At 63.8% G+C, this 16,285-nt stretch carries 15 protein-coding genes; 13 read left to right on the top strand and 2 right to left on the bottom strand.

Annotated features, from left to right (window positions below; all coding sequences use genetic code 11):
* Positions 1-2: 2 nt before the first annotated feature.
* Positions 3-1,019, top strand: coding sequence for a DNA-directed RNA polymerase subunit alpha (locus tag MTBLM5_RS05345; RefSeq protein WP_068497402.1), 1,017 nt, complete (start codon positions 3-5; stop codon positions 1,017-1,019).
* 149 nt (positions 1,020-1,168) lie between these two features.
* Positions 1,169-1,588, top strand: coding sequence for a 50S ribosomal protein L17 (rplQ, locus tag MTBLM5_RS05350; RefSeq protein ID WP_068497401.1), 420 nt, complete (start codon positions 1,169-1,171; stop codon positions 1,586-1,588).
* 245 nt (positions 1,589-1,833) lie between these two features.
* On the opposite strand, the gene MTBLM5_RS05355 is transcribed toward rplQ, so the two are convergent.
* Positions 1,834-3,195: a GH1 family beta-glucosidase gene (locus tag MTBLM5_RS05355; RefSeq protein ID WP_173974787.1), complete on the bottom strand. Its 1,362-nt coding sequence runs from the start codon at positions 3,193-3,195 to the stop codon at positions 1,834-1,836.
* 126 nt (positions 3,196-3,321) lie between these two features.
* Here MTBLM5_RS05355 and MTBLM5_RS05360 point away from each other — a divergent pair, with 126 nt between their 5' ends.
* The 11 genes from MTBLM5_RS05360 to MTBLM5_RS05410 all read left to right on the top strand — a co-directional run bounded on the left by MTBLM5_RS05360 (position 3,322) and on the right by MTBLM5_RS05410 (position 15,730).
* On the top strand, positions 3,322-4,044 hold the full coding sequence (locus MTBLM5_RS05360) for an ATP12 family protein (RefSeq protein ID WP_173974748.1): 723 nt from the start codon (positions 3,322-3,324) through the stop codon (positions 4,042-4,044).
* A 265-nt stretch (positions 4,045-4,309) separates the two neighbouring features.
* Entirely contained in the window at positions 4,310-5,848 is a 1,539-nt protein-coding gene (locus tag MTBLM5_RS05365; RefSeq protein WP_068497396.1) for an acyl-CoA carboxylase subunit beta, read from the top strand.
* Between the two features lie 14 nt (positions 5,849-5,862).
* Positions 5,863-7,851 carry an acetyl-CoA carboxylase biotin carboxylase subunit gene (gene accC / locus MTBLM5_RS05370; protein ID WP_173974749.1) on the top strand — a complete coding sequence of 663 codons (1,989 nt, stop codon included), beginning with the start codon at positions 5,863-5,865 and terminating at the stop codon, positions 7,849-7,851.
* A 110-nt stretch (positions 7,852-7,961) separates the two neighbouring features.
* Complete coding sequence (locus MTBLM5_RS05375) at positions 7,962-10,439, top strand: PAS domain S-box protein (RefSeq protein ID WP_173974750.1); 2,478 nt, start codon at positions 7,962-7,964, stop codon at positions 10,437-10,439.
* Between the two features lie 2 nt (positions 10,440-10,441).
* Entirely contained in the window at positions 10,442-10,909 is a 468-nt protein-coding gene (locus MTBLM5_RS05380) for a response regulator (protein ID WP_173974751.1), read from the top strand.
* A 214-nt stretch (positions 10,910-11,123) separates the two neighbouring features.
* Positions 11,124-11,579 (top strand): sulfur oxidation c-type cytochrome SoxX, encoded by a 456-nt coding sequence (soxX, locus tag MTBLM5_RS05385; RefSeq protein WP_173974752.1) that lies wholly within the window; start codon positions 11,124-11,126, stop codon positions 11,577-11,579.
* A gap of 24 nt (positions 11,580-11,603) precedes the next feature.
* Entirely contained in the window at positions 11,604-12,065 is a 462-nt protein-coding gene (gene soxY / locus MTBLM5_RS05390) for a thiosulfate oxidation carrier protein SoxY (protein ID WP_173974753.1), read from the top strand.
* A gap of 22 nt (positions 12,066-12,087) precedes the next feature.
* Positions 12,088-12,408, top strand: coding sequence for a thiosulfate oxidation carrier complex protein SoxZ (gene soxZ / locus MTBLM5_RS05395; protein ID WP_173974754.1), 321 nt, complete (start codon positions 12,088-12,090; stop codon positions 12,406-12,408).
* Positions 12,409-12,437: 29 nt separating this feature from the next.
* Positions 12,438-13,256 carry a sulfur oxidation c-type cytochrome SoxA gene (gene soxA, locus MTBLM5_RS05400; protein WP_173974755.1) on the top strand — a complete coding sequence of 273 codons (819 nt, stop codon included), beginning with the start codon at positions 12,438-12,440 and terminating at the stop codon, positions 13,254-13,256.
* 61 nt (positions 13,257-13,317) lie between these two features.
* The gene (gene soxB / locus MTBLM5_RS05405) at positions 13,318-15,003 is read left to right on the top strand and encodes a thiosulfohydrolase SoxB (RefSeq protein WP_173974756.1); all 1,686 of its coding nucleotides are present in this window, start codon (positions 13,318-13,320) and stop codon (positions 15,001-15,003) included.
* A 4-nt stretch (positions 15,004-15,007) separates the two neighbouring features.
* Positions 15,008-15,730, top strand: coding sequence for a cytochrome c biogenesis CcdA family protein (locus MTBLM5_RS05410; RefSeq protein WP_173974757.1), 723 nt, complete (start codon positions 15,008-15,010; stop codon positions 15,728-15,730).
* Positions 15,731-15,785: 55 nt separating this feature from the next.
* Here the strand turns inward: MTBLM5_RS05410 and MTBLM5_RS05415 are convergent, their stop codons facing one another.
* A complete protein-coding gene (locus tag MTBLM5_RS05415) occupies positions 15,786-16,226 on the bottom strand; it encodes a flagellar biosynthesis repressor FlbT (RefSeq protein ID WP_173974758.1) in 441 nt (146 codons plus the stop codon).
* Positions 16,227-16,285 lie beyond the last annotated feature (59 nt).

Genomic DNA, 16,285 nt, shown 5'->3' on the forward strand with positions numbered 1-16,285 from the left:
TCGTGATTCAGAAGAACTGGCAGGAACTGATCAAGCCCTCGAAGCTCCAAGTCGAGCCCGGGGCCGACGCTGCCCGCGTCGCTACCGTCGTCGCCGAACCGCTGGAACGCGGCTTCGGCATGACCCTTGGCAACTCGCTGCGTCGTGTTCTGCTGTCGTCCTTGCAGGGCGCGGCGGTCACCGCCATCCAGATCGACGGGGTTCTGCATGAATTCTCGTCGGTGCCGGGTGTGCGCGAGGACGTCACCGACATCATCCTCAACATCAAGAACCTTGGCCTGCGCATGCATGGCGAAGGTCCGAAGCGGATGCACCTGAAGGCCACCGGCCCGGGTGAAGTCACCGCCGGGATGATCGAGGTCGGTCACGACATCGAGATCATGGACCCCGACCTGGTGCTGTGCACCATGGACGAGGGCGCCAAGCTGAACATCGAGTTCACGGTCGAGACCGGCAAGGGTTATGTGCCGGCCTCGCAGAACCGCGCCGAGGACGCGCCGATCGGTCTGATCCCGATCGATGCCATCTTCTCGCCGGTCAAGAAGGTCGCCTACAAGGTCGAGAACACCCGCGTCGGGCAGGTCACCGACTACGACAAGCTGTCGATGGTGGTCGAGACCAACGGCGCCGTCCGTCCCGACGACGCGGTCGCCCTGGCGGCCCGCATCCTGCAAGACCAGCTGCAGCTGTTCATCAACTTCGACGAGCCCAGCGCGGTGGTCGAGGAAGAGCGCAAGGACGAACTGCCCTTCAACAAGAACCTGCTGCGCAAGGTTGACGAGCTCGAGCTGTCGGTCCGTTCGGCCAATTGCTTGAAGAACGACAACATCATCTATATCGGCGATCTGGTCCAGAAGACCGAGGCCGAGATGCTGCGCACCCCCAATTTCGGCCGCAAGTCCTTGAACGAGATCAAGGAAGTGCTGTCGACCATGGGTCTGCACCTGGGTATGGAAATCACCAACTGGCCGCCCGAGAACATCGAGGACCTGGCCAAGAAGTTGGAAGAGCCCTACTGAGGTTCGCCGTTCCAACCCCTCCCCCGGACCGGGGGAGGGGTTGAGCTTTAGGGCCGCACCGGCCCGACCGCGCCGTACTCCGGGTTTCGGGGGCGGTGTCGGCGTGAAATCGGTTCTCGCGCCGCGAGACCAAGCCAAAGGAGAGAACGATGCGTCACGGCATGTCCGGTCGTAAGCTCAACCGCACCAGCTCGCACCGCAAGGCGATGTTCGCCAACATGGTGGTGGCTTTGCTGAAGCACGAGCAGATCAAGACCACCCTGCCCAAGGCCAAGGACCTGCGTCCGATCGCCGAGAAGATCATTTCGCTGGGCAAGTCCGGCACCCTGCACGACCGCCGCCGCGCCTTCGCCATGCTGCGCGACGACGCCGTGGTGGCCAAGCTGTTCTCGACCCTGGCCGAGCGTTACAAGGGCCGTCCGGGTGGCTATTGCCGCGTCCTGAAGGCCGGCTTCCGTTATGGCGATTCGGCTCCGATGGCGATCATCGAGCTGGTCGACCGCGATCCGGCCGCCAAGGGCCTGGATTCCGGCCCGACCGCCGAGAAGAAGGACGAGTCCGAGGAATAATCCTCAGGCCTTGACCCGATGACGAAAAGGGCGCCCCCAGGGGCGCCCTTTTTTATTAAATAAATCAACCACAGAGACACAGAGGCATTTCCCAGGAGGTGAGGGATCTGCCTCAGGAGCGGCCTCTCTCTGTGCCTCTGTGTCTCTGTGGCTAATTCTTTCTCTTTCTCAAGTATGCGTCGGGTAAGGGCGTTACAGGAGGACGCGCCAAAACTGCGATCAAATAGCAGCTTGGGCGCAAGTGGCTAAATCCCCCGTGCCTGCTTGATAAAGCTGGCGAACCACTTGTAGCTGTCCTTGGGCGTGCGCTTCAGGGTGTCGTAATCGACGCGGACGATGCCGAAGCGCTTCGACAGGCCGAAGGCCCATTCGAAATTGTCCAACAGGCTCCAGGCCAGATAGCCCTTCATGTTGACGCCGTCCTTCAGCGCGCGGGCCACCTGGGCGACGTGCTCCTGGATGAACAAGGTGCGGTCCGCGTCATGGACGGCGCCGTCGGGGCTGACCACGTCGTCATAGGCGGCGCCGTTCTCGGCGACATACATCGCCGGATTGCCGTACAAGGTCTTCAGCTCCATCAAGATGTCGTAAAGCCCGTCGGGCTGGACCGGCCAGCCCATGCCGGTATAGCGCTCGGCCTTGGGGTCGCCCCAGCCGGCGTTGAACGGGCGGCCGGGCTCGTGCTTCATGGTGTTGCGGCCGTAATAATTGAGGCCCAGCAGATCGACCGGGAACTTGGCCAGTTCCAGGTCGCCCGCGTGGACGAACGGGCGCATCTGCTCGGCGACGATGTCGGGCAACTGGCCGCGCAGCAGGCCGTCGAGGGTGACGCGGTTCCAGGCGGCGTCCCACAGCAGGGCGGCGCGGACGTCTTCCGGCTTTTGGCTTTCCGGCCGGCACGGGCTGACATTGGTGACGGTGCCCAAGGTCGCCTTGGGCAGCACCGAGCGGATGGCGCGAAGCCCGGTACCTTGCGCCAGGTTCTGGTGGTGCAGCGCCTTCAAGATACCGATCTCGCCCAGATTGTGGCCCGGCGCATGGTCGGTCAGGCCATAGCCGAAGATCGCCACCACGTTGGGTTCGTTCAGCATCATCCAGGTATCGACGCGATCGCCGAAGCGCTTGGCGCAGATGGTGGCGTAATCGCCGAACGGGCCGGTGACCTCGCGGCCCTGCCAGCCGCCCTTGTCTTCCAGCGGCTGCGGCAGGTCCCAATGGTACAGGCAGGCCATCGGCTTGATGCCGGCTGCCAGCAACTCGTCGATCAGGCGGTCATAGAAGTCCAGGCCCTTGGGATTGACGGCGCCGGTGCCGGCCGGAACGATGCGCGGCCAGGCCAGCGAGAAGCGATAGGCGTTGAAGCCGGCCGCCTTCATCAGTGCCACGTCTTCCTTGTAGCGGTGGTAATGGTCGCAGGCGACCTTGGCCGAGCTGCCGTCGGTGATGCGGCCCTGTTCGGTATAGGTGTCCCAGATGTCCTTGCCGCGCCCGTCGACATCAAGCGCGCCCTCGATCTGATAGGCCGAGGTCGAGGCCCCCCACAGGAAATCCTTGGGGAACAGTTTGGCATCCAGAGGGGCGGCGGCGGAAGCGGGCAGGGCGGACATGGCGGCGGCTCCGGCAAGGAATTGGCGGCGAGACAGTTTCATCCCTCTATCCTCGCGCAGATCGGAAAATTGGCAAGCGGGAAACCCGGTCCTGTGGCATGATCCGGCCCCGTTTCGGTCAAGGAGATGGAACCCGTGCTGGGCAAGAGCATCAAGCGTTTCTACAAGCAGGCCGCCGCAGTGGCGGGCGAGGGCGGTTTCGTCATTCAACTGGACGGCAAGCCGGTCAAGACCCCCCTGGGCCACCGGCTGGCCCTGCCGAGCCTGGCCCTGGCCGAGGCGGTGGCCGCCGAATGGCAGGCGCAAGAGACCGAGATCAAGCCGCACACCATGCCGCTGACCCAATTGTCCAGCACCGCCATCGACCGGATCGGCCCGGAACGAGGCGCCATCACCGCCCAGCTGATGGCCTATGCCGGCACCGATTTGTTGTGCTATCGCGCCGATTTCCCGCCCGAGCTGGTCAAGCGCCAGGCGGCATCGTGGCAGCCGCTGGTGGATTGGGCGCGCACTACCCTGGGGGCCGAACTGGCGGTGACGGAAGGCGTGATCGCCATCGCGCAAGCCCCGGCCGCCCTGACGGCCCTCCAGGCCCATCTGGACGGGTTGGATGTCTGGGTGCTGACCGCCGCCCAATCGGCCTGCGCCGCCACCGGATCGCTGGTGCTGGCCCTGGCCCTGGCCGCCGGCCGCGTCGATGCCGAAGCCGCCTTCGCGGTGTCGCAGCTGGACGAGGATTTCCAGATCGAGCAATGGGGCGAGGATTACGAGGCCGCCGACCGCCGCGCTGCCCTGAAGGCCGATTTGGCGGCGGCCGAACGGCTGCTGAATCTGTGCCGGACCGCGTAATATTGTTGCGGGGCGCCAATCCCGCGCGAAATCGATGAAATCCGCAGAAAACTGCCGAATTCGGCTTGTTACAAACTGCAATACAACGTGAGGAACGGCCGTCCGTTTTTCGGTGGCACGGAAACACGAGTAATGGTATTTCAACCGCCCTGACCAGAAGGGTGGGACAGCCGCCCGATGGGGCTCGCGCTTTTGCCGATCAGGCATTAGTGTGGGCGACCCACGTCGCTAACCAGTGCGGTCACACCGCACGAGGGGGAACCGGATGCAGGAAATCATTCGCCAGCTCGAAGAGAAGAGGAACCGCGCCTATCTGGGCGGCGGTCAGAAGCGCATCGACGCGCAGCATTCCAAGGGCAAGCTGACGGCGCGCGAACGCGTCGAATTGCTGCTGGACCCCGATTCCTTCGAGGAGTGGGATCTGTTCAAGGAACACCGCTGCACCGACTTCGGCATGGCGGAAGAAAAGAACCTGATTCCCGGCGACGGCGTGGTCACCGGCTACGGCACCATCAACGGCCGTCTGGTCTTCGTGTTCAGCCAGGATTTCACCGTCCATGGCGGCTCGCTGTCGGCGGCCCACGCCGAGAAGATCTGCAAGATCATGGACAAGGCGGTCCAGGTCGGCGCCCCGGTGATCGGCCTGAACGATTCGGGCGGTGCCCGCATCCAGGAAGGCGTGGACAGCCTGGCCGGCTATGCCGAGGTGTTCCAAAGGAACGTCGAAGCCTCGGGCGTGGTGCCGCAGATCTCGATGATCATGGGCCCGTGCGCCGGCGGCGCCGTGTACTCGCCGGCCATGACCGACTTCATCTTCATGGTCAAGGACAGCTCGTACATGTTCGTGACCGGTCCGGACGTGGTCAAGACCGTGACCCACGAGACCGTCACCGCCGAGGAACTGGGCGGCGCCATCACCCACTCGACCAAGTCCGGCGTCGCCGACCTGGCCTTCGAGAACGATGTCGAGGCGCTGCTGCAGCTGCGCCGCTTCATGGATTTCCTGCCCGGCTCGAACCGCGAGAAGCCGCCGGTGCGTCCGACCGCGGACCAGCCCGACCGCATCGAGATGAGCCTGGACACCCTGATCCCGGACAACGCCAACAAGCCCTACGACATGAAGGAACTGATCCTGAAGGTCGTCGATGAGGGCGAATTCTTCGAGGTGCAGCCTGGCTATGCCGGCAACATCATCGTCGGCTTCGCCCGCATGGAAGGGGCTACCGTCGGTGTCGTCGCCAATCAGCCGATGGTGCTGGCCGGCTGCCTGGACATCGCGTCCTCGATCAAGGCCGCCCGCTTCGTGCGCTTCTGCGACGCCTTCAACATTCCGATCCTGACCTTCGTCGACGTGCCCGGCTTCCTGCCCGGCACCGCCCAGGAATATGGCGGCATCATCAAGCACGGCGCCAAGCTCTTGTACGCCTATGCCGAATGCACCGTGCCGAAGATCACCGTCATCACCCGCAAGGCTTACGGCGGCGCCTATGACGTGATGAGCTCGAAGCACCTGAAGGGCGACGTCAACTTCGCCTGGCCGACCGCCGAAATCGCGGTGATGGGTCCCAAGGGCGCGGTCGAGATCATCTTCCGCACCGACATCGGTGATTCCGAGAAGATCGCGGCGCGGACCGAGGAATATCGCCAGAAGTTCGCCAACCCCTTCGTCGCCGGCCATCGCGGCTTCATCGACGACGTGATCATGCCGCACTCGACCAGGAAGCGCATCTGCCGCTCGCTGGCGATGCTGAAGGATAAGAAGCTCGAACGGCCGGTGCGCAAGCACGGCAACATCCCGCTCTAAGGGGGGCTGGCAGAATGTTCACCAAGATTCTGATCGCCAATCGCGGCGAAATCGCCTGCCGCGTCATCAAGACCGCCCGCAAGATGGGCATCAAGACGGTGGCCGTCTATTCCGACGCCGACAAGGACGCCCTGCATGTGCAGATGGCCGACGAAGCGGTGCATATCGGCGCGGCCCCTTCGGCCCAGTCGTACCTGCTGATCGACAAGATCGTCGATGCCTGCGTCAAGACCGGCGCCCAGGCGGTGCATCCGGGTTACGGCTTCCTGTCGGAAAAGCGCGAGTTCCAGGAAGCGCTGGCCAAGGCCGGCATCGCCTTCATCGGTCCCGACGCCCACGCGATCTTCGCCATGGGCGACAAGATCGAATCGAAGAAGCTGGCCCGTGAAGCCGGCGTCAACACCGTGCCCGGCTATCTGGGCGTCATCAAGGACGCAGACGAGGCGGTCAAGATCGCCAATGAAATCGGCTATCCGGTGATGATCAAGGCTTCGGCCGGCGGCGGCGGCAAGGGCATGCGCCTGGCCTGGAACGATGCCGAGGCCTTCGAAGGCTTCACCTCGGCCACCAACGAGGCCAAGGCCTCGTTCGCCGATGACCGCGTCTTCGTCGAGAAGTTCATCGAGCAGCCGCGCCACATCGAAATCCAGGTCCTGGCCGACGGCCACGGCACCGTGCTGTATCTGGGCGAGCGTGAATGCTCGATCCAGCGCCGCCACCAGAAGGTGATCGAAGAGGCCCCGTCGCCGTTCCTGACGCCCGAGACCCGCAAGGCGATGGGCGAGCAGGCCTGCGCCCTGGCCCGCACCGTGCAGTACAAGTCGGCCGGTACGGTGGAATTCATCGTCGGTGGCGCCACCGGCGAGTTCTACTTCCTGGAAATGAACACCCGCCTGCAGGTCGAGCACCCGGTCACCGAAATGATCACCGGCATCGACCTGGTCGAGCAGATGATCCGCGTCGCCGCCGGCGAGAAGCTGGCCTTCGGCCAGGACGACATCAAGCTGAACGGCTGGGCGATGGAATCCCGCGTCTATGCCGAGGATCCGTTCCGCAACTTCCTGCCCTCGACCGGTCGCCTGACCCGCTACATGCCGCCGGCCGAGACCGCCCATGTGCGCGTCGATACCGGCGTCTACGAAGGCGGCGAGATCAGCATGTTCTACGATCCGATGATCGCCAAGCTGATCACCTATGGCCCGACCCGCGACGCCGCCATCGCCCACATGCGCGACGCCCTGGATGCCTATTACATCCGGGGCCTGTCGCACAACATCCCGTTCCTGGCCTCGCTGATGAGCAAGGAGCGCTTCGTCAAGGGCGCTCTGACCACCAACTTCATCGCCGAGGAATATGCCAACGGCTTCCACGCCGACGATCTGCCGGCCGATGACCCGACCGTGCTGATCGCGGTGGCTGCGGCGGTCAACCTGGCCTCGTCGGCGCGGGAATGCAAGATCTCGGGCCAGTTCCCCGGCCATGAGGTGAAGGTGCAGACCGCCTGGACCGTGGTGTTCAACGGCCAGTATCACGAGATCGAGGCCCGCCCGGCGGAAGGTGGCTTCGCCATCGTCATCGGCAAGGACGTGGTCGACGTCAAGACCGACTGGCAGCTGGGCCAGCCCTTGTTCCGCGGCACTGTCGATGGCCGGACGGTCTGCGTGCAGGTCGATCGCGAGGGGGTGGCCTATGTGCTGGCCCACGCCGGCAGCCGGGCCAAGGTGCTGGTGCTGACCCGTCATGCGGCGGCCATGAACAAGCTGATGCCGTTCAAGGCGCCGCCGGACATGTCGAAGTACCTGCTGTCGCCGATGCCGGGCCTGCTGCGCGCCGTCGAGGTGGTGGAAGGCCAGGAGGTCAAGGCCGGCGAGCCGCTGGCCATCGTCGAGGCCATGAAGATGGAAAACATCCTGAAGGCCGAGCGCGACGGCACGGTCGCCAAGATCCACGCCAAGGCCGGCGAGTCGCTGGCTGTCGATCAGAAGATCATCGAATTCGGCTGATCGCAGACGACAAGAAATCCCCTCGGGAGTGAGCTCCCGGGGGGATTTTGCCTTTTTTACGGGGGGCTTTGGTGGTCTAATCGGCCAGCGACACTTACGCCCCGAGACCTATGACCTTCGTTTCCGTCTCCAGTTCCAAAAGGTCTGTTGCCGCCGCCTTGGTGGTCATGTTGGGGCTGCTGGCGGCGTCGGCCTTGCGGATCCACGAAGTCTACGACAGCGCGGTCGAGAACGAGGTCCAGCGCCTGACCCAGGCGGCTCAGTCGGCCGAGACCCGGGTGGCCGAAAGCGATCAAGCGGTCCAGCGATTGCTTGAGTCCGTGGCCCAGGGCAACGCGGCCGGCGATTCGGCCTGGCTGCGAACTTTGGTCCATCCCTTCAAGGAAGTTCGCCAGGCCTTTCTGGTCGGCCCCGATGGGCGGGTGGTCGCCTCGTCCTTGCCCGATCTGCTCGGTCGCGACGTTTCACACCGCCCCTATTACACACAATTGCTTGAGCAGGGCGGGACGCGGCGCTTCTTCATGACGCCGCCCCTTCGCACCATGGACGGCGGTCCGGACGTGATTTTCGTCTCGATGCGAATCGATCGCCCCGACGGAAGCTGGGGCGGGGTGGCGGTGGCCGCCCTGGATCTGGAATTCTACAACGCCGTCGCCGAGCGGATCGTCTTGCCCGGCGGGGGCAGCAGCGCAGCCCTGGTGAGCCGCACCGGCATCATCATCGCCCGCCATCCCGATCCCGTTTCCTTCTTCGGCAAGAATATCGCCGACGGCAAGGCCTTCGTCGGTCACGTGGAAAGCGGCAAGGTCCAAAGCGTGCATCGCACCCAGGCGGCCACCGACGGGCGTGACAAGCTGATCGTGGCGCGGACCTATATGGCCGGGGGCACGACTCCCGTGCTGATCTTCCTGACGCGCGACATGGACGATGTGCTGGAGCCCTGGCGGCGCGGCACGGTGATCGAGCTGGCCGTGCTGGTGGTGACCTGCATCGGCGTGGGCGTCCTGGGGTGGTTGGCCGCCCGACGAGAAAGCCGCCTGCGCCAGGCTCGGGCGGCCATCGAGGAAAATGCCCGTCTGGTATTGGCGATGGAACAAAGCCCCGCCTCGGTGGTCATCACCGACCTCGAGGGCCGCATCGAATTCGTCAACCCGGCCTTCACCCGCGTCACCGGCTATGACATTACCGAGGCCCGCGGCGAGAATCCGCGCATCTTGAAGTCCGGTCACACTCCGGATGACGAATACCGGGCGATGTGGGCGGCCTTGCGGGCCGGCGATCCGTGGTCGACGGTGTTCCTGAACAAGCGCAAGGATGGCTCGACCTATTGGGAACAGGCGCAGATCTCGCCCATTCGCGACGCGCGCGGCCAGATGACCGGCTATATCGCGGTCAAGGAAAACATCACCGACCGCATGATCGCCGAACAGACCATTCGCCGGCTCAATCAGCGACTGCAATCACTGCTGGACGCAGCGACCCAGGTGGCGATCATTGCCACCGACCCCGATGGGCTGATCACCACCTTCAATCGCGGCGCCGAGCTGATGCTGGGATATTGCGCCGACGAGATGGTCGGGCGATCGACGCCCCTGGCATTTCATGATCCCGCCGAGGTGGACGCGCGCTCTTCCCCCGGAAATGGCGGCTTTCGCACCTTCGTCCATCGGGCCGACCGCGAAGGCCATGATTGCGGCGAGTGGACCTGTATCAGGAAGGATGGCACCCGGTTCCCGGTGTCGCTGATGGTGTCGCCGGTCCGTGGCGACGATGGCGATATCGTCGGTTATCTTGGCCTGGCCATCGACATCAGCAACGAATTGCGGATGAAGGCCGAGTTGATCGAGGGCAACCAGCGCCTTGATCGCCAGGCCCGCGAACTGGCCCGGGCCAACGAGGAACTGGCCGAGTTCGCCTATGCCGCCAGCCACGATTTGCGCCAGCCCTTGCGCATGGTCAGCGCCTATCTGACCCTGATTGCCCGCAAGCTGAGCGATCAGCTGGACCCGGAAAGCCAAACCTATTTCGGTTTCGCCATCGATGGGGCAAAGCGCATGGACGCCCTGATCCTTGGCTTGCTGGATTATTCCCGTGTCGGCCGGGCCGGGGGCGCTTTCGAACCGGTCTCGCTGCGGACCGTGCTGGAGACCCAGATCCGGACCTTGGCCTTCACGCTGGAAGAGGTCGGAGGCCAGATCGAGGTTGCCCCCGACCTGCCCACCATCCAAGGCGACGAGCCGGAACTGAACCGGCTGGTCGGCAACATCCTGGGCAACGCGATCAAGTATCGCGCGCCCGACCGACCATTGCGTGTTTCGGTCGGGTGGAATATCGCAGACAGAGAGACTATCTTGTGGATTAAGGATAACGGGCGCGGTATGGACCCCAAGGACCACGAGCGAGCGTTCCGGGTGTTCCAGCGTTTGGTTCCGCAGGGCGAGGTCGAGGGGACGGGTATCGGCCTGGCGATTTGCCGCAAGATTGCCCAACATCACGGCGGGCGCATGTGGATTTCTTCAAGCATCCAGGATGGATGCACCTTCCATGTAGCCTTTCCGGCCGAGGCCGGAACAGGTGAGAGGGCATGACGATGGGGCAGCAAGTTTTGGGTAAACAGCACAATGATCGCGGGCGCCCGTTCGAGGTTCTGGTCGTCGAGGACGAGCCCGCCGATATCGAGCTGATCCGCATGGCCCTGGACAGCGGTCCCTATCAATGCAACGTCGCCGTCGCCGCCAACGGTCTCGAGGCGATGACTTTCCTGCACGCCCATCCGCCCCATAGCGGCCAGGCCCCCGACCTGGTCCTGCTCGACCTCAACATGCCGCGCATGTCAGGCCACGAGGTCCTGCGCGAAATGAAGGCCGACCGCAGCCTGGCCGCCATCCCGGTGGTGGTGCTGACGACCTCTGAAGCCGAAAAAGACGTGGTCTCCTGCTATGGCTTAAGGGCAGGGGGGTATGTTACCAAACCGGCCGACGTCAACGAACTGGTGAACGCCGTCCATTGCGTTGAAGAATATTGGTTCTCGACGGTCCGGCGGCCGCCCAGGCTCTAACTCACCCCCACCCGTTTGCCTGAAGTTGAAACAACCCGCTTGGGTGGGGGTATGGGTATTTTAAACAGTGAAACCTCGTGTTTTGCTGCGCTTGCACAATAGAATGAGTCTTGAATTATATGCATGAGTGTTGAACTATGGTCGCAAGAGCGGGTTCTTCGCTGATTGTGCAATGCAATATAGTGGATGGCCCAACAACGCCGACGGAGGATTCATGCGCTCTTCCTTTTTGACGGTCGCCGTGGCCGCCGGAATTGCGGTGGGACTTGTGAGCGGGGCCGATGCCGCCGCCCGCAAGAAGGCGCCGGATCGGGAATATTTCGAAGTCTCGCGCATGGCGCCGTTGACCGACAAGCCGGGCGATCCGGTGAACGGCAAGAAGGTCCTGCGGACCACCGGGCTGTGCCTGTCGTGCCACACCGCCCCCATCCCCGAAGAACCCGATCATGGCGACGTCGCCCCCGATCTGGCCGGCGTTGGCAGCCGACTGCAGCCGGCCGAGATGCGGATGCGGATCGTCGATCCCAAGGTGCTGTTCCCCGACACCATCATGCCGTCCTTCCATAAGAAGGAAGGGCTGAACCGGGTCGCCAAGGCCTGGGAGGGCAAGACCATCCTGACCGCGCAAGAGGTCGAGGACGTCGTCGCCTACCTGTCGACCCTGAAATAATTCAAGACAAAGGAAGAATCGTCCATGCGTACAGTCAAGACCGGCGTGACCCGCCGATCCGTCCTGGCCGGCATCGGCGCCGGTGCCGCCGCCACCCTGGTTGCCCCGAAGATGGCGTTGGCCGACAAGGCCGCCACCGACGAAGCCATCGCCAAGCTGGCCGGCGGCGCCAAGCCGCAGGAAGGCAAGGTCAAGATCCAGCTTCCGCAGATCGCCGAGAACGGCAACACCGTGCCCTTCACGGTGTCGGTCGACAGCCCGATGACCGAAGCCAGCCACGTCAAGGCCATCCACGTCATGGCCGAGGGCAACCCTAGCCCGCAGGTCGCCAGCTTCTTCTTCACCCCCACCGGCAAGGCCACGGTGTCGATGCGTCTGCGCCTGGGCAAGACCCAGGACGTGCGCGCCATCGCCCTGATGAGCGACGGCTCGGTCTGGGAAGCCAAGCAGGAAGTCAAGGTCACCATCGGTGGCTGCGGCGGCTGATTACCTAGGAAGGATTTGAAAGATGCCCACACCCCGCGTCAAAATTCCCGCCCAGGCCGCCAAGGGCGAGGTGTTCGAGGTCAAGACCACCATCGACCACGACATGGAATCCGGCCAGCGCAAGGATTCGGCCGGCAAGCCGATCCCGCGCAAGATCATCAACAAGTTCGTCTGCACCTATAACGGCAAAGAGGTGTTCAAGTCGGATTGGGCCGCGGCCATCTCGGCCAACCCCTATCTGTCGTTCTTCCTGACCGCGACCGAAAGCGGGCCGATCGAGCTGAAGTGGCACGACGACGACGGACAGGTCTATTCGGCGAGTCACGCCATCACGGTGGCGTGACGCCAGTCTTGGCCAAAGGGAGACCGGAGATGAGGAAAAGCGTTCTCGCCGTCAGTGTCGCACTGGTCGTCGCCGCCGTGACCGGCAAGGCGCTGGCCGACCCGCCGTTCGATCCCAAGGACCCGAAGATGGCGCCCTATATCGCGGGCGACAAGCGGTCCGGCTACACCTTCGCCGAGCCGGAAACCCGGGCGATGCAGGATGACGACTTCACCAATCCCGGCTTCCTGTGGGTCGAGGAAGGCAAGAAGCTGTGGTCCAAGGCCGAAGGTGCGGCCGGCAAGGCCTGCAAGGATTGCCATGGCGACGCCGAAAAGTCGATGAAGGGGGTGGGCACCGTCTATCCTCGCTTCGACCCGCACGTCAATTCGGTGCTGATCCTCGAGCAGAAGATCAACCAGTGCCGCACCGAGCGGATGAAGGCGGACGAGTGGAAGTGGGATTCCAAGCCGCTGAACGCCATGACCACCTTCGTCAAGCACCAGTCCCGAGGGCTTCCGCTGGCGGTGCAGGCCGACGGCCCGGCGGCGCCCTATTTCGAAATGGGGCGCAGGCTTTACCTGCAGCGGCGCGGCCTGAACGACGTCGCCTGCAAGCATTGCCACGAGGATTACTGGGGCCAGCATTTGCGCACCGAACTCCTTAGCCAGGGCATGCCCAACGGCTTCCCGCAATACCGTCTGAAGTGGCAGACCCTGGGGACCGCCCAGAAGCGTATCCGCGGCTGCAACGAGGAAGTCCGGGCCGAGCCCTATCCGTGGGGCTCGATCGAGAACGTGGCGCTGGAGCTTTACGCCACCTGGCGGGCCAACGGCCTGAAGGTGGAAAGCCCGGCGGTTCGCAAGTAATACCTGGCGCGGCCGGTGATCCCGGCCGCGCCACTTTCCTTTTCCCCCTGAGGAGCATTCGATGCTGACTCGTCGCGACTTCTTGCAAGTGGCGGCCGCGGCCGCCGTGCTGACCGGCGGTCCGGGCCTGGCCCGCGCCGCCGCCCGCCAGACCATCACCCAGGACGCGCTGCTTGAGTTCAAGCCGGTCGGCCAGGTGACGCTGCTGAATTTCACTGACATCCATGCCCAATTGATGCCGCTCTATTTCCGCGAACCGTCGGTCAATTTGGGTGTCGGCGCGGCCAAGGGATTGGTGCCGCATCTGACCGGCAAGGATTTCCTGAAGGCCTATGGCCTGAAGGCCGGCAGCCCCGAGGCCTATGCGCTGAGTTGCGAGGATTTTTCCGGCCTGGCCAAAAGCTATGGCCGCATCGGCGGTCTGGACCGCATGGCCACCCTGGTCAAGGCGATCCGCGCCCAGCGGCCCGGCAACACGCTTCTGGTCGATTGCGGCGATACCTGGCAGGGCAGCTACACCTCGCTGAAAAGCCGGGGCGAGGACATGGTCGATGCCATGAACGCGCTCGGCGTCGATGTCATGGTGCCGCACTGGGAGTTCACCTATGGCGAGGCCCGGGTCAAGGAACTGATCGCCAAGCTGAAATTCCCGTTCCTGGCCCAGAACGTCAAGGACACCGAATGGGAGGAAGACGTCTTCCCGCACACCGCCTTCTTCGACCGCGGCGGCGTCAAGGTGGCGGTGATCGGCCAGGCCTTCCCCTATACCCCGGTGGCCAACCCCCGCTACATGATTCCGAAATGGAGCTTCGGCGTTCGCGACGAGGAAATGCAGAAGCGGATCGATGCCGCCCGCGCCCAAGGCGCCGATCTGGTGGTGGTGGCCAGCCACAACGGCTTCGACGTCGACCGCAAGATGGCCAGCCGGGTCAAGGGCATCGACGTCCTGCTGACCGGTCACACCCACGACGCCATCCCCGGCGTGGTCAAGGTCGGCGACACCCTTCTGGTGGCCTCGGGCTCGCACGGGAAGTTCCTGGCCCGGCTGGATGTCGAGGTCAAGGACAAGCGGGTGGTCAACCATGCCTTCCGCCTGATGCCGGTCTTTTCCGACGCAATCGCTGCCGATGCCGACATGGCGGGGCTGATCGCCAAGATTCGCGCGCCGCATCAGGACGTGCTGGGCAAGGTGCTGGCCCGCACCGACGGTCTGCTGTACCGGCGCGGCAATTTCAACGGCAGCTTCGACGATCTGATCTGTCAGGCGTTGCTGGATGAACGCGACGCCGAAATCGCCCTGTCGCCGGGCTTCCGCTGGGGCTCGTCGCTGCCGCCGGGTGCCGACATCACCATGGAAGACGTCTACAACCAGACCGCCATCACCTATCCCAACGCCTACCGGTCGGAAATGACCGGCCAGCTGTTGAAGGACATCCTGGAAGACGTCGCCGACAATCTGTTCAACCCCGACCCCTATTACCAGCAGGGTGGCGACATGGTCCGCGTCGGCGGCCTGTCGTACCGCATCGACATCAACAAGCCGATCGGGGCGCGCATTTCCGACATGACCCTGCTGCGGTCCGGCAAGAAGCTGGATGCCGCCAAGACCTATACGGTCACCGGCTGGGCCAGCGTCAATGAAGGGACCGAAGGCCCGCCGGTATGGGACGCGGTGGCGTCGTGGCTGACCAAGAAGAAGGTGGTCAATTTCGGCGACAACAAGACCGTCAAAGTGGTCGGGGCCTGATCCGATGGAGGGGTTCGACGTTTCCTATTGGGCGGCGTTCGGGGCAGGCGCGTTGTCGTTCCTGTCGCCTTGCGTGCTGCCGTTGATCCCCGCCTATTTGTGCTTCCTAGGCGGCGTCGGACTGGATCAGCTGGACGGGGCCAAGCGCAGCGTGCGGTTGTCGGCGTTGGCCTTCGTGCTGGGCTTCTCGACGGTGTTCGTGGCCATGGGGGCCGGCGCCTCGGCGCTGAACCGGCTGATCACCGACAATATCGAAACCCTGTCGGTGGTGGCGGGTCTGGTTATCATCGCCTTCGGCCTGCATTACATGGGGGTGATGCGCATCGCCTTCCTGAATTTCGAGAAGCGGGTGCATGTGCAAAGCCGGCCGGCCGGTCTGGCCGGCGCCTTCTTGCTGGGCCTGGCCTTCGCCTTCGGCTGGACCCCCTGCGTCGGCCCGATCCTGGCGACCATCTTGATGGTGGCGGCGTCGGGCAGCACCATGGCCTATGGCACCAGCCTGCTGGCCGCCTATGCCGCCGGCCTGGGCATCCCGTTCCTGCTGGCGGCGCTGGCGGCCAAGCCTTTCCTGGCCTTCCTGGCCCGGTTCCGCCGCCACATGCGGATGGTCGAACTGGCCATCGGCGGATTGCTGATCGCCACCGGACTGCTGATCCTGACCGGCAGCATGAACCTGATCGGCAACGGCTTGCTGGACCTGATGCCGGCCTTCGGGCGGATCGGTTAGGGTGTTGTTCGTGTAAAAGTCCTTCGCTTCGCTCAGTGGACTTTTCCCCCGAGGACTAGGATTCGGACTTTTCGCCGGTGACGGCTTCGCTCCAGATGTGGGCGTCCTTTTCCAGGCGGCCCAGCAGCTCGGATTCGTGCTTGAGCAGCTTGCGCGAGGCTTTGAGGGCCTTGTAATAGTGCCCTTCCATCACGTCGTTATAGATCTCGTTGCCGATATCGATGGCCGACGGGCAGGCGCCCAGATATTCGGCCAGGAAATGGTTGTACAGCTCGAGATAATGGTCGCGCTTGTCCGGGAAGATATAGGCGCACTGCAGGCAGAAATAGATCCGCGAGGCCGGCGTCGAGACGTCCTGGTCCGTCAGAATCTCCTTCTGGCGAAGGATGTTCGATTCGTTATGAACCCGAAGCTTGGTGTTGGCCCCGGCATTTTCCAGCACGGCACCGTTGATGATCACCTTCTCGCCGGGTTTCAGATCGATCAGCAGGGGCAAGGGGGGTCTCCCAGAAGCGATTTGTCGTCAAGCATTATACCCTTCGGCGCCAAGGCGCA

This window comes from Magnetospirillum sp. LM-5, assembly GCF_902729445.1.
Classification (GTDB): domain Bacteria; phylum Pseudomonadota; class Alphaproteobacteria; order Rhodospirillales; family Magnetospirillaceae; genus Magnetospirillum.

Bases quoted from the DNA above. Each gene is read 5' to 3' on its own strand.
- rplQ (WP_068497401.1), top strand. From the start codon at position 1,169: ATGCGTCACGGCATGTCCGGTCGTAAGCTCAACCGCACCAGCTCGCAC.
- MTBLM5_RS05355 (WP_173974787.1), bottom strand. From the start codon at position 3,195: ATGTCCGCCCTGCCCGCTTCCGCCGCCGCCCCTCTGGATGCCAAACTG.
- MTBLM5_RS05360 (WP_173974748.1), top strand. From the start codon at position 3,322: ATGGAACCCGTGCTGGGCAAGAGCATCAAGCGTTTCTACAAGCAGGCC.
- MTBLM5_RS05365 (WP_068497396.1), top strand. From the start codon at position 4,310: ATGCAGGAAATCATTCGCCAGCTCGAAGAGAAGAGGAACCGCGCCTAT.
- accC (WP_173974749.1), top strand. From the start codon at position 5,863: ATGTTCACCAAGATTCTGATCGCCAATCGCGGCGAAATCGCCTGCCGC.
- MTBLM5_RS05375 (WP_173974750.1), top strand. From the start codon at position 7,962: ATGACCTTCGTTTCCGTCTCCAGTTCCAAAAGGTCTGTTGCCGCCGCC.
- MTBLM5_RS05380 (WP_173974751.1), top strand. From the start codon at position 10,442: ATGGGGCAGCAAGTTTTGGGTAAACAGCACAATGATCGCGGGCGCCCG.
- soxX (WP_173974752.1), top strand. From the start codon at position 11,124: ATGCGCTCTTCCTTTTTGACGGTCGCCGTGGCCGCCGGAATTGCGGTG.
- soxY (WP_173974753.1), top strand. From the start codon at position 11,604: ATGCGTACAGTCAAGACCGGCGTGACCCGCCGATCCGTCCTGGCCGGC.
- soxZ (WP_173974754.1), top strand. From the start codon at position 12,088: ATGCCCACACCCCGCGTCAAAATTCCCGCCCAGGCCGCCAAGGGCGAG.
- soxA (WP_173974755.1), top strand. From the start codon at position 12,438: ATGAGGAAAAGCGTTCTCGCCGTCAGTGTCGCACTGGTCGTCGCCGCC.
- soxB (WP_173974756.1), top strand. From the start codon at position 13,318: ATGCTGACTCGTCGCGACTTCTTGCAAGTGGCGGCCGCGGCCGCCGTG.
- MTBLM5_RS05410 (WP_173974757.1), top strand. From the start codon at position 15,008: ATGGAGGGGTTCGACGTTTCCTATTGGGCGGCGTTCGGGGCAGGCGCG.